At 67.6% G+C, this 11,665-nt stretch carries 13 protein-coding genes; 9 read left to right on the top strand and 4 right to left on the bottom strand.

Annotated features, from left to right (window positions below; all coding sequences use genetic code 11):
* The first annotated feature begins 124 nt into the window (after positions 1-124).
* From ACFFGN_RS31820 to ACFFGN_RS31830, 3 genes are read left to right on the top strand one after another with little or no spacing between them, the layout of a single operon-like run.
* Positions 125-1,144, top strand: a complete 1,020-nt coding sequence (locus tag ACFFGN_RS31820; RefSeq protein WP_380055467.1) for a sugar kinase — start codon at positions 125-127, stop codon at positions 1,142-1,144.
* The gene (locus ACFFGN_RS31825) at positions 1,141-1,890 is read left to right on the top strand and encodes an IclR family transcriptional regulator (protein ID WP_380055470.1); all 750 of its coding nucleotides are present in this window, start codon (positions 1,141-1,143) and stop codon (positions 1,888-1,890) included. The genes ACFFGN_RS31820 and ACFFGN_RS31825 overlap by 4 nt, the downstream gene beginning before the upstream one ends.
* Positions 1,891-1,900: 10 nt before the next feature.
* The gene (locus tag ACFFGN_RS31830; RefSeq protein WP_380055473.1) at positions 1,901-2,299 is read left to right on the top strand and encodes a RidA family protein; all 399 of its coding nucleotides are present in this window, start codon (positions 1,901-1,903) and stop codon (positions 2,297-2,299) included.
* Positions 2,300-2,363: 64 nt separating this feature from the next.
* On the opposite strand, the gene ACFFGN_RS31835 is transcribed toward ACFFGN_RS31830, so the two are convergent.
* Positions 2,364-3,224, bottom strand: a complete 861-nt coding sequence (locus ACFFGN_RS31835) for a trypsin-like serine protease (RefSeq protein WP_380055476.1) — start codon at positions 3,222-3,224, stop codon at positions 2,364-2,366.
* 136 nt (positions 3,225-3,360) lie between these two features.
* Complete coding sequence (locus ACFFGN_RS31840; protein WP_380055479.1) at positions 3,361-3,549, bottom strand: DUF1918 domain-containing protein; 189 nt, start codon at positions 3,547-3,549, stop codon at positions 3,361-3,363.
* A 147-nt stretch (positions 3,550-3,696) separates the two neighbouring features.
* On the opposite strand from ACFFGN_RS31840, the gene ACFFGN_RS31845 reads away from it, so the two are divergent.
* From ACFFGN_RS31845 to rplL, 3 genes are all read left to right on the top strand, one after another.
* On the top strand, positions 3,697-4,890 hold the full coding sequence (locus tag ACFFGN_RS31845) for an MFS transporter (RefSeq protein WP_380055482.1): 1,194 nt from the start codon (positions 3,697-3,699) through the stop codon (positions 4,888-4,890).
* Positions 4,891-5,176: 286 nt separating this feature from the next.
* Complete coding sequence (rplJ, locus tag ACFFGN_RS31850) at positions 5,177-5,800, top strand: 50S ribosomal protein L10 (protein WP_380055485.1); 624 nt, start codon at positions 5,177-5,179, stop codon at positions 5,798-5,800.
* A 63-nt stretch (positions 5,801-5,863) separates the two neighbouring features.
* A complete protein-coding gene (gene rplL, locus ACFFGN_RS31855; protein WP_380055488.1) occupies positions 5,864-6,250 on the top strand; it encodes a 50S ribosomal protein L7/L12 in 387 nt (128 codons plus the stop codon).
* A 133-nt stretch (positions 6,251-6,383) separates the two neighbouring features.
* On the opposite strand, the gene ACFFGN_RS31860 is transcribed toward rplL, so the two are convergent.
* Both ACFFGN_RS31860 and ACFFGN_RS31865 read right to left on the bottom strand, forming a co-directional pair.
* Positions 6,384-7,556 (bottom strand): acyltransferase family protein, encoded by a 1,173-nt coding sequence (locus tag ACFFGN_RS31860; protein ID WP_380055490.1) that lies wholly within the window; start codon positions 7,554-7,556, stop codon positions 6,384-6,386.
* Positions 7,553-8,785, bottom strand: coding sequence for an acyltransferase family protein (locus ACFFGN_RS31865; protein WP_380055492.1), 1,233 nt, complete (start codon positions 8,783-8,785; stop codon positions 7,553-7,555). Before ACFFGN_RS31865 ends, ACFFGN_RS31860 begins: the two co-directional genes overlap by 4 nt.
* A 318-nt stretch (positions 8,786-9,103) precedes the next feature.
* On the opposite strand from ACFFGN_RS31865, the gene ACFFGN_RS31870 reads away from it, so the two are divergent.
* From ACFFGN_RS31870 to ACFFGN_RS31880, 3 genes are read left to right on the top strand one after another with little or no spacing between them, the layout of a single operon-like run.
* Positions 9,104-10,060, top strand: coding sequence for an ABC transporter ATP-binding protein (locus ACFFGN_RS31870; protein WP_380055495.1), 957 nt, complete (start codon positions 9,104-9,106; stop codon positions 10,058-10,060).
* Positions 10,057-10,830, top strand: a complete 774-nt coding sequence (locus ACFFGN_RS31875) for an MlaE family ABC transporter permease (protein WP_380055498.1) — start codon at positions 10,057-10,059, stop codon at positions 10,828-10,830. Before ACFFGN_RS31870 ends, ACFFGN_RS31875 begins: the two co-directional genes overlap by 4 nt.
* A 2-nt stretch (positions 10,831-10,832) precedes the next feature.
* Positions 10,833-11,663: an MlaE family ABC transporter permease gene (locus ACFFGN_RS31880; protein WP_380055501.1), complete on the top strand. Its 831-nt coding sequence runs from the start codon at positions 10,833-10,835 to the stop codon at positions 11,661-11,663.
* Positions 11,664-11,665: the final 2 nt, after the last annotated feature.

The raw sequence follows: 11,665 nt of genomic DNA on the forward strand, positions 1-11,665 counted from the left end.
GGGCTGTGCTCTCAGAATGAGCCTGAATTGCAAATAGTGCAATCACCATTGCGCATTCTGATGTCTCGGTTGTAGCATCGCGTCAGAACTCCCGTCAACGAGTAGCGCTTTCGAGAGGACCCGCATGGCCGATCCGGTACCCCGCGCGGTCTGCCTGGGCGAGGCGATGATCATGCTCGCGCCGGCCGACGAGACCGCGCCGCTGGAGGACGTCGAGACCTTCCGGCGGTCCGTAGGCGGCGCGGAGTGCAACGTGGCTGGTGGTCTCGCGGCTCTGGGCGTGCCGACGGGCTGGATCTCGCGGCTCGGCGCCGACGGCTTCGGGCGCCATGTGCGCCAGGACCTGATCAGTCGCGGTGTAGACGTCGGGGGAGTCGAGGACGACATCGAGCGGCCTACCGGTCTCTACGTGAAGCACACCCTTGGTGGCCGGACCCGGATGCACTACTACCGTTCGGGTTCTGCTGCCGCTGCGATGGACGCAGGCTTCTTGGACCAGCCGGCCGTTCGCAACCGCCTGGCTGGCGCAGAGCTGGTTCACACCACTGGAATCACCGCAGCCATCTCAGCCTCGGCGGCGAGCTTGCTGGACCGCCTAGCCGCTCTACGCGAAACAGCCGGTTTCACGTTGAGTGTGGACTTGAACTGGCGGCCCGCGCTTTGGAAGGACAGAGATCCCGCACCGCTTTGGCGACTGCTGCGGGCGGCAGACCTGATCCTGCTGGGTGCGGATGAGGCAGAGGTCTTTGCCGGGACTAGCGATCCGGACGAGTTGCGGGGGCTACTGGGACCTGCGGCGACGATTGTGCTCAAGTCCGACTCTCACGTGGCTCTAGCGCTATTGCCGGACGGCGCACGTGTGGAGGTTCCGGCGCTCAGTGTCGATGTAGTAGAGCCAGTGGGGGCTGGCGATGCCTTTGCCGCGGGCTACTTGGCCGGGACTCTGCAGGACCTTCCGATGGAGCAGAGGTTGCGGTTGGGGCATCTGACCGCTGCGGCCGTTCTAGCCGTTCCGGAGGACCACGCCGTTCCGCCCGCGCTGGAGATACGGCAAGCTCTGTTGGCCTGCCCGGTCGACGAGTGGTCAGCCACCCGCGTCGGCCCGACAGGCATCCAGTCCCCAGTTCTTGGAGGTGCCGCATGAGTCAGAGCCTGGCCCGAGCCCTGCAGATTCTCGTCAGCCTCGGTGAGCGGGACCACTCGCTGGACGAGCTGGCGACCGAGCTGGACGTGCACAAGACCACGGTGCTGCGCCTGCTGCGCACGATGGAGGCCGAGCGGTTCGTGCGGCACGACGACGCGCATCGCTATCGGCTCGGCTCGCGCCTGTTCGCCTTGGCGGATGCGGCCCGTGAGCAACACGCCGTACGGGAGGTGGCCGCGCCGCACCTGCGCCGGCTGAACCAGCGCACCGGGCAGACCGTGCACCTCGCGGCGTACGAGAACGGGCAGGTCATCTACATCGACAAGCTCGACAGCGTGCAGTCGGTCCGGATGTACTCGCAGGTCGGCGTGCCGGCCGCGCTGCACTGCACCGCCGTCGGCAAGGTCCTGCTGGCGGCGCAGCCCAAGCGAACGCGCGAGACCTTGCTGGCCACGATCGACTACCCGCGCTTCACCGATCGGACCATCACCGGCCCGGACGACCTGCGCGACGAGCTGGACCGGGTGCGGGCGCAGGGCTGGGCCCAGGACCACGCCGAGCACGAGTCGTTCATCAACTGCATCGGCGCCCCGATCATCGACGGCTCGAAACGAGTGGTCGGTGCGGTATCGGTTTCGGTACCGGACGTCCTGCTCGGCTACGAGCAAGTCCTCGACCTGCTGCCGGAGCTGCTCGCCACCACCGCGGCCATCGGCGCCGACTACTCACCAACCACGACTGCTTGAAAGGCTTTTGATGTCCCTCAAGATCGCCATCTCCACCACCGACGCACCCGCTCCGGCGCACACGTTCTCCCAGGGCGTGCGCAAGGGCAACCTGCTGCAGGTCTCGGGTCAGGGGCCGGTCGACCCGGCGACCAACGAGTACCTGTACCCCGGTGACGTGAAGGCCCAGACCATTCGTACCCTGCAGAACGTCGAGGCCATTTTGATCGCGGCCGGCGCGAGCTTCGACGACGTGATCATGCTGCGCGTCTACCTCACCACTCGCGACGACTTCGCCGCGATGAACGAGGCGTACGGCGAGTTCGTCACCCCGCGCGCCTCCGTACTGCCGTCCCGTACGACGGTCATGACCGGTCTGCCGCGCGAGGAGATGCTCGTCGAGATCGACGCCCTCGCCGTCATGTCCTGAGTGTTCTGAGGCTTGCGGCCGGGGAAAGCTGATCCCCGGCCGCAAGTCCGCAGAAGGCTTGAGCTCAGCCGGCCTTGACGCCGAAGGTGGCGAGCCAGTTCTGGACTACTGGGACGTCGACGCGCTGCAGGCCGCCGAGGTACCTGCAGTTGGCCGTGTAGCCGTAGCTCGTCACGGTGACCACATAGCCGCTGTGGAAGCTCGGGCCGCCGGAGTCACCGAAGCAGGTTCCGCCGGTGCCGCGGTTGTCGTTCGGGTTGCCGTTCACCTGCAGGATCTGCGGGGTGAGCTTCTGGCCCGGCGCCTGAGCCACCCGGCGCAGCAGCGGGTACGACATGGGCGTGGGCTTGCGGTTGCCGTCCTCGCCCTTGCGGACCTCCGTGCCATAGCCGACCGCCTTGAACAGCGTCTTGTTTAGCTGGGAGGTCGGGATCGTGTCGAGATGCTTGCTCGGCGCGATCTTCGCCGGGGTGATGTTCGTGATCGGGCGGTCCAGCACGATCACGCCGACGTCGTTCCAGTTCGCCATATCGGTGAAGTCCGAGTATTTCGGGTGGCTGTGCGCCGTACCGGAGTGGTATCCGGCGGCCTCCAGCTCCGCCTGCGTGTAGCCCTTCGCGGGGTTTGCCGCAACGGGTAGGGGAGACGGCGGCTTGAGCGCGATGACCGACTTGAACGTCACCGCCGTCCTACCGACCGTGCCGAGGGTGCAGTGTGCGGCGGTCAGGACCACGGTCGGGCTGACCAGCGTGGCCGAGCAGCGGAAGCGGTCCGTGCCGTCGTAGAACGCGATCATGCCGACATTCGGGTGGCCTTCGCCGTCAGGCTCACCACCCGTGATCGCCGACGCGGTGAGGGCGGGCAGGGTTGCCAGCCCGAGAACCAGCGCCAAGACGCCCAGCGGGCGCGCGAGTCGAACCTTCATCAATACCTCCAGGGGATCGTGCGAGTGGTTCGTCACCACCTGGCCCGATTGTCAGGAGCAACCACCCCTGAGTCCAGGGCTCAACGAACTTCGGTCAGATCCCCTGGCGCTACGACCGCCACGCGACCCTGATCGGTCAGGACGTGCGGTGTTCCACCTGGCAGTCGGTCCCCGGGAAGACGAGGGCCTCGTGGCCGTCGCTGTACCGGACCCAGTACGGCGGAGCGCCGTTCTCGCCGCGGACCTCCAGGACCTCGCAGTGGCGCTCCGAGGTGCCGACCGTTCGGCCCTTGATGCGCAGCCGATCACCGACTTCGGCGTGCATGCTCATCACCTCCGATTCAACACCTCACCAGGCTAATCGGCGCCCGCCCGGCCGCACACCCCTCGCGCGACGGCGGCACCGGCCGAGCTCGTACCAACTGCTGAGCCGCTTGTCCTGACTTGGCGGCGGGGTGGCACGATGGCGGGGATGGATGAGCCGGTGAGTCTGTGGCGGATGGCGCCTTCGGTCTACCTGCCCGCACTGCTCTACGGCATCGGTCAGGGCGCGATCGCGCCGGTGGTGGCGATCACCGCCCGCGAACTCGGCGCCTCGGTGGCGGTGGCCAGTCTGGTGGTTGCGGCCGCGGGGCTCGGGCAGGTGCTCGGGGACATCCCGGCCGGCGCGCTGACCTCGCGAATCGGCGAACGGCGGGCCATGTTGCTCGCGGTCGGCCTGGTCAGCTGCGCGCTCGCCGCCTGCCTGGTGGTGCCGACGGTATGGGGACTGGCCCTCGCGATCGTCGTGACCGGTCTTGCCAGTTCGGTCTGGGGCCTTGCCCGGCAGGCCTATCTGAGTGATGCCATACCTATCCAGCTCCGGGCCCGGGCGTTGTCCACGCTCGGCGGCGTCGCGCGGATCGGCACCTTCATCGGCCCGTTCCTCGGCGCCGGGGCGATGCGCTTCCTCGGCACCGACGGCGCCTACTGGGTCCACCTCGCCGCTGCCGGGCTGGCCGCCATGGTGCTGCTCGGCCTGCCCGACGTCGGCGGCGTACGTCGTACCGGCCGCACCGGGTTGGCGGGCCCGAGCACCCGCGAGGTGATCCGGGACCACCTGCCCGTGCTCCGTACGCTCGGCATGGGTGCTCTCCTGGTCGGCGCGATCCGGGCCTCGCGCCAGGTGGTGATCCCGCTGTGGGCGTTGCACATCGGGCTGGACGCGGAGACCACCAGCTTGATCTTCGGTTTGTCCGGGGCCGTCGACATGGCGCTGTTCTATCCGGCTGGTTCGGTGATGGACCGGTTCGGGCGCAAGTGGGTCGCCATTCCCTCGATGACCGTGCTCGGGCTCGCGCATCTGCTGTTGCCGCTGACGCACTCGCTGATGCCGTTCACGGCGGTGGCGCTGCTGATGGGGATCGGCAACGGCCTCGGCGCGGGCGTGATCATGACACTCGGCGCGGACGCCTCGCCGCCGGTAGGGCGGGCGCAGTTCCTCGGGGCGTTCCGCCTGTGCGCGGATACCGGTGTCGCCGCGGGGCCGTTCCTGATCGCGGCCGTGACCGGTTTGAGCGGACTGGGCCCGGCAGTCGTGGTGATGGGCCTAACCGGCTGGGGCGCCGCCGCCGCGATGAGCCGCTGGATCCCACCCCACCCCCAACACGAACCCACCCACCAGTAAAACGGGCGCGCGAGAGGGCATCCCGAACGCCCGACGCGGGAGTGGTGGGGCAGTGGATTTGGTGGGGGTGGGGTGAGGCGGTTACATTGGACGCTGCCGAAGACCGCTGGTCGTCGCTCCATCCGGAGTGACTTAAGGTCCCACTCATCGTGGGCGGCCCGCGCAGGTGACAAGTTAGTGGATGTTTTCACGCCCTTGCGCCTGCGCAGGGGCGTTTTCGATGTTCGGGTCCTGCCGGTGTGGCAATGAAGCCCAACTCTGTCGCTGACAGGGCGGAAGGAGACCCATGGCGAGGCCGGACAAGGCTGCCGACGTCGCAGAGCTCACTGAGAACTTCAAGAGCTCTAACGGCGCCGTGCTGACCGAGTACCGCGGACTCACCGTGGCGCAGCTGCGCGAACTGCGCTCTACGCTCGGTGCGGACGTGAACTACGCCGTGGTGAAGAACACGCTGACCAAGATCGCGGCCAAGGAAGCCGGGGTGGAGTCGTTCGACTCGCTGCTCCAGGGACCTTCAGCCATCGCCTTCATCAAGGGCGACGCTGTGCTGGCGGCCAAGGGCCTGCGTGACTTCGCCAAGGCCAACCCGAATCTCGTGATCAAGGGTGGTGTGCTGGAAGGTAAGGCACTCGACTCGAACGAGATCACCAAGCTCGCTGACCTGGAGTCGCGTGAGGTAATCCTCTCGAAGCTCGCAGGGGCGATGAAGGCGGCTCCGCAGAACGCGGTGTCCCTGTTCGCTGCTCCGCTGTCGCAGGCCGCGCGCCTGTTCGCGGCGCTGCAGGACAAGCTGCCGGCCGAGGCCGCCCCCGTGGCGGACGAGGCACCGGCTGCGGAGGCTGTGCAGGACGCACCCGCCGACGCGCCTGCCGAGGCGAGCACCGAGGAGACCGCGTCAGCCGAGAGCTGACGAGTCCTCACGTACGACCCATTCAGTAATCATCCAGCAAGTCACTTAGGAAGGACCGCCAAAATGGCGAAGCTCAGCACCGAAGAGCTGCTCGGTCAGTTCAAGGAGCTCACCCTGCTCGAGCTCTCGGAGTTCGTGAAGGCGTTCGAGGAGGAGTTCGGCGTCACCGCTGCGGCTCCCGTGGCCGTTGCGGCCGCCCCGGCCGGTGGCGGCGGCGCCGCTGCCGAGGTCGAGGAGCAGGACGAGTTCGACGTCATCCTCGAGTCGGCCGGCGACAAGAAGATCCAGGTCATCAAGGAGGTGCGCACCCTGACCGGCCTCGGCCTGAAGGAGGCCAAGGACCTCGTTGAGGGCGCGCCGAAGCCTGTCGTCGAGAAGGCCAACAAGGAAGCTGCCGAGAAGGCCAAGGCTGCCCTCGAGGGCGCTGGCGCCACCGTCACCCTCAAGTGATGGTCGCGGCCTAGCCGCTTCCCGCAGTACGGCGGCCTAGCCGCCCGCAGTAACCGCGAAGGGCGGTCCGGAGAAATCCGGACCGCCCTTTTCGTTGCCCAGCTGTCAGCCCGGCGCAGCGCCGGGCTGTACGTCAGTGGCGGGTGTCGAAGCGGCGGGCGAGGGCCATCACGGCAGCACGCGCGGGGGCTTCCAGATAGCGGTGGGCGCCTTCGGCGATCAGCAGGGTGATTCCGCTGATCGCGAGCACCATCAGGTAGGCGTACACGTTGCTGCCGTGGGCCAGCCGCTCGCCCATCCCGTTCAGCACGGGCTTGTGGAACAGGAACCACGCCAGGCCGAGTACGCCCAGGTGGACCATCAGCGGCGTCGAGAGCAGCCGGGCCAGCCAGGATCGCCGCGAGACCGCCACGGTGAGAATCAGCAGGGCGAACGGCACGGCCCAGACCAGCCCGTAGGACAGGAACCGGCCGGTGCGCGCCGAGGTGTAGTCCGACGCGACGGCCACCACCGCCAGGATCGAGACCGCCTGCAGCACGTTCGCCGTACGGACCTTGAGGGTGAAGCCCCGGGTGACCACAAACGCCAGCGCCATCCCGATCACGAACGTCGGGATCCACACCAGCGGGTTGCGGAAGAACAGCGTGTTCACCCGGAGCGAGTCCTCCTCCAGGCCACCGATCGACCAGAGCACCGCCACGATCGCGGCCTGGGTCACGAAGGCGCCGGCGAGTACCGTCAGCACGCCGCGGAATCCGTTGCGCTCGATCGTCGCGCGCACCATCGAGACCAGTGCCGGGAATACGACGTACAGGCAGCCGAGCAGGCCGATCGCCCAGGCCTGGTCCTTGAAGATCGTGACGATCCAGCCGTCCACGCCGTAGGCGCTGTGCAGCACGAGCAGATAGGCCAGTACGGCGACCGCCAGCGGCACGATCCGGGCGAACCGAGCCAGGTAGAACCGGCTCAGCCGTCGCAGGCCGGCCCGCGGGCTGAGCTGCGGATAGTTGTAGGCCAGCACGAAGCCGGACAGCATCACGAACAACGGCAGCGCGAGCCACTTGGTATCGAACAGGTTGTCCAGGCGGCCCGGCACCGACGACGGCAGGCCGATGTTGGCCACGACCACACCGAACATGGCCAGTCCACGCAGGCCTGTCAGCGCGAGGATCTCCGCGCGCGGGTGGGACAGGGCGGCGCCGTTCTCAGTGGCGGTCAGGCCGTGCGGTTCGGTCACGGAGGTCACCTTGGTCACTGAAGTCACCTTGGTCGCGGGGTTCGCTGCGGGCGCGGTGGTCGTGGTCATGACGAGGCTCCCGTGCCGGACGTCGCCGGAACCCGGTCTGCCGAGGCGGTCGGGGCAGCGGTACGGCGCCGGACCAGGTTGAGAATGGCCTTGCGGCACGGCACCTCGATGAAGCGGTGCGCGCCCTCGCCGATCAGCAGGCACATGCCAAGAATCACCGCGACCATGAAGTACGGGTTGATCCCGTCCAGCTCGACCAGGTTCTGGCCGAGGCCGGGCAGGATCGGCCGGTGGGTCAGGTAGAGCGCGTAACTGGCCGTACCGAGCGACACCATCACCCGGGTGGACAGGAACCGCGCCAGCAGGGCGCGGGGCTGCGCCGCCAGCGACAACAGCAGTACGCCGAACGGAACGGTCCACATCGCGCCGTAGAACAGCGCGCGCATCAGGCCGCCATCGCGCGGTAGCGCCGACAGCACCACCACGAAGGCGATCACCACGAACTGCAGCACGTTCGCGGCGCGCACGCGCAGCCGGATCCCGCGCATCAGCAGGAACGCGAGCGAGATACCGACGACGAAGTCGGGCAGCCGGGTGAGCGGGTTGCGGTAGAGCCAGCGGTGCGCGGAGTTGGGCTCGCGCGCGTGCAGATCGGCCCAGCCGAGAGCCGCGAAGTAGCCGACCAGGATCAGCTGGAACGCCCAGGCGGTGGTGATCACCAGCACCAGGCCGGCCGTGTGGTACCGCCGGGCGATCAGCGCGATCACCGGCACGATGAAGGGGAACATCGCGTAGAGAAAGATCTCCACGCAGATCGACCAGCCCGGCGCGTTGTAGGCCTGCTGGCCGACCAGCCAGTCACCCGACCAGGTCTGGATCGCCAGCGCGTGGCGCCACAGTTCGTCCTGCGGGATACCGCGCGCCGCGCGCACCAGCACCAGGTAGAACAGCACGACCCAGTACAGCGGCATCACGCGCGCGATCCGGGCGATGTAGAACCGCCAAAGCTTGGTGCCGTCCGTCGGTGTCAGCGTGGAGTAGTTCCAGGCGAGCACGAGGCCGGACAGCATGAAGAACAGTGGGACACCGATATAGCCGGCGTCGACCAGCTGCTTGAGCGGTTGCGGCGCCGAGGTGGGCAGCCGGATGTGGTGCAGGACCACCGCGATGGCGGCGACGGCGCGGATCCCGGTCAGGGCCAGGATCTCGGTCCGCGGATGGGGCAGCGCGTCACCGTGCTGGGGGGAGGTCAGCCCTTGGGGCGGAAGCTGTTCGGTAGCTCGGTTCAACCACGTACCTGACCGCAGCACAGGTCCTCTTTCAGCTGTCTTCATCTCTGCCAACAGACCGCTACTGCGGGTGACTCGCAGGACTGTACATGACCCACCCGCACGCCTGCCATCGCCTCGCAAGACCACTTGGCCAGGTGGTTGCGGCGATGCCGGTACCGCCCACGGTGACCGAAGTGTGACCCAGGGCTCCCGCACGGCCGTGAAACAAGGGGTTACGTTCCTAAGTGACTCGTGCGTAACCTAGGGCGGCGTCGCCTCGTTGAACCGATGAGCCATCGTCGGTCGGGGCCGTGACGGAGTCCGTGAGGAGGACCGGTGGGCGTAGAAGTGCGGGTCGAAGGCCTCACCAAGTCCTTCGGTAGCCAACTCATCTGGGGCGACGTTTCGCTGACGTTGCCGGCCGGAGAGATCTGCGTGATGCTCGGCCCTTCCGGCACTGGTAAGTCCGTATTCCTGAAGACCCTGATCGGTCTGCTCAAGCCCGACCGGGGCCACGTGCACATCGAGGGCACGGATATCGCCACCTGCTCCGAGCGCGAGCTGTACTCGATCCGCAAGTTGTTCGGCGTGCTGTTCCAGGACGGCGCGATGTTCGGCTCGATGAACCTGTACGACAACGTCGCCTTCCCGCTGCGCGAGCACACCAAGAAGTCCGAGTCCGAGATCCGCTCCATCGTGATGGAGAAAATGGAGATGGTCGGCCTGGTCGGCTCGGAGAAGAAGCTGCCCGGCGAGATCTCCGGCGGTATGCGCAAGCGGGCCGGCCTGGCTCGCGCGCTGGTGCTGGAGCCCGAGATCCTGTTGTTCGACGAGCCGGACTCCGGTCTGGACCCGGTGCGGACGGCGTTCCTGAACCAGCTGATCATCGATCTGAACGAGATGACCCAGGCGACCTGCCTGATCGTCACCCACGACATCAACACCGCCCGCACGGTGCCCGACAACATCGGCCTGCTCTACCACCGGCACCTGGCGATGTTCGGCCCGCGGGAGATGCTGCTGTCCAGCGAGGAGCCGGTGGTCCGCCAGTTCCTGAACGCGCAGCGCATCGGCCCGATCGGCATGTCCGAGGAGAAGGACGCCGACGAGCTGGCCCGCGAGTCCGACCAGGAACTGCCGCCGCTGCCGCCGATCCCGTTGCAGCAACTGCCCAGCAGCGGCGTACTGCGCCCCTCGCAGCGCCCGCCGGGCGAGTGGTGCCGGGAGAATGGCGTAACGCCTCCGCCAGGCTCCTTCGAAGGAGCCGTCGCAGACACTGCAGGAGTCTCGTGACGATCTCCGCCACCGCGCCGCTCAAGCATGCCGGCTCATTGTTCGCGTTCGCCCTGGACACCGGGCGGGCGTCGTTCAGGCGGCCGTTCCAGCTGAAGGAGTTCCTGCAGCAGGCCTGGTTCGTGGCGAGCGTGACGATCATTCCGACCGCGCTGGTGGCGATCCCGTTCGGCGCGGTGATCGCGCTGCAGGTCGGCGGCCTGATCAAGCAGTTCGGCGCCCAGGCGTTCACCGGTTCGGCCGCGGTCCTGGCCGTTGTCCGGGAGGCCTCGCCGATCGCGACGGCGCTGCTGATCGCGGGCGCGGGGGGATCGGCGATCTGCGCGGATCTCGGCGCGCGCAAGATCCGCGAAGAACTGGACGCGATGATGGTGCTGGGCATCGACCCGATCCAGCGCCTGGTGGTCCCGCGCGTACTCGCCACCATGATGGTCGCGTTCTTCCTGAACGGCTTCGTCAGCGTGGTCGGCGTGATGGGCGGTTACGTCTTCAACGTGGTGCTGCAGGACGGCACACCCGGCAGCTATATCGCCTCGTTCACCGCGCTCGCGCATCTGCCCGATCTGTGGCAGGGCCAGGTCAAGGCGCTGGTCTTCGGGTTCATCGCCGCGGTCGTCGCGTCGTACAAGGGCATGAACGCCGGCGGCGGGCCGAAGGGCGTCGGTGACGCCGTGAACCAGTCCGTTGTGATCACCTTCATGTTGCTGTTCGTGGCGAACTTCGCGATGACGGCGATCTACTTCCAGATCGTTCCGCCGAAGGGGGCGTGAGCATGCCCACCCTGGTCGACGTACTGGTGAAGAAGCCGCTCGGGTCGCTGGACCGGCTGGGCGAGCAGCTCGCGTTCTATCTGAAGGCGCTCGCGTGGTCGGGGCGTTCGGTCCGGCGGTACCGCCGCGAGATCGCCCGGCTACTGGCCGAGGTCACCCTCGGCACCGGGGCCCTGGCGGTGATCGGCGGCACCGTCGGCGTGATCACCTTCCTGGCCTTCTTCACCGGTACCGAGGTCGGCCTGCAGGGTTACGCCGCGCTGAACCAGATCGGTACCTCGGCCTTCGCCGGTTTCGTCTCGGCGTACATCAACACCCGGGAGATCTCCCCGCTGATCGCGGGTATCGCGCTCGCCGCGACCGTCGGCTGTGGGTTCACCGCTCAGCTCGGCGCGATGCGGATCAGCGAGGAGATCGACGCGCTGGAGGTGATGGCGATCCCGTCGCTGCCGTTCCTGGTCACGACGCGGATCATCGCGGGCCTGATCGCGATCGTGCCGTTGTACGTCGTTGGCCTGCTGGCGTCGTATTTTGCGACCAGACTGACGGTAACGACCTTCTACGGGCAGAGTACGGGCACGTATGACCACTATTTCCATCTCTTCTTACCTCCCGGCGACGTGCTCTGGTCGTTCGGCAAGGTGCTGGTCTTCGCGGTGCTGGTCATCCTGGTGCACTGCTACCACGGCTACCACGCCACCGGCGGCCCCGCGGGCGTCGGCGTCGCGGTCGGCCGGGCGGTCCGGACCTCGATCGTGGTCATCAACGTGGTCGACCTGCTGCTCTCGATGGCCATCTGGGGTACGACGACCACCGTGCGGCTGGCGGGCTGATC

It is taken from the genome of Kribbella deserti, assembly GCF_042434725.1.
Taxonomy (GTDB): domain Bacteria; phylum Actinomycetota; class Actinomycetes; order Propionibacteriales; family Kribbellaceae; genus Kribbella; species Kribbella deserti.

Bases quoted from the DNA above. Each gene is read 5' to 3' on its own strand.
- ACFFGN_RS31820 (WP_380055467.1), top strand. From the start codon at position 125: ATGGCCGATCCGGTACCCCGCGCGGTCTGCCTGGGCGAGGCGATGATC.
- ACFFGN_RS31880 (WP_380055501.1), top strand. From the start codon at position 10,833: ATGCCCACCCTGGTCGACGTACTGGTGAAGAAGCCGCTCGGGTCGCTG.
- ACFFGN_RS31840 (WP_380055479.1), bottom strand. From the start codon at position 3,549: ATGCACGCCGAAGTCGGTGATCGGCTGCGCATCAAGGGCCGAACGGTC.
- rplL (WP_380055488.1), top strand. From the start codon at position 5,864: ATGGCGAAGCTCAGCACCGAAGAGCTGCTCGGTCAGTTCAAGGAGCTC.
- ACFFGN_RS31825 (WP_380055470.1), top strand. From the start codon at position 1,141: ATGAGTCAGAGCCTGGCCCGAGCCCTGCAGATTCTCGTCAGCCTCGGT.
- rplJ (WP_380055485.1), top strand. From the start codon at position 5,177: ATGGCGAGGCCGGACAAGGCTGCCGACGTCGCAGAGCTCACTGAGAAC.
- ACFFGN_RS31830 (WP_380055473.1), top strand. From the start codon at position 1,901: ATGTCCCTCAAGATCGCCATCTCCACCACCGACGCACCCGCTCCGGCG.
- ACFFGN_RS31835 (WP_380055476.1), bottom strand. From the start codon at position 3,224: ATGAAGGTTCGACTCGCGCGCCCGCTGGGCGTCTTGGCGCTGGTTCTC.
- ACFFGN_RS31860 (WP_380055490.1), bottom strand. From the start codon at position 7,556: ATGACCACGACCACCGCGCCCGCAGCGAACCCCGCGACCAAGGTGACT.
- ACFFGN_RS31845 (WP_380055482.1), top strand. From the start codon at position 3,697: ATGGATGAGCCGGTGAGTCTGTGGCGGATGGCGCCTTCGGTCTACCTG.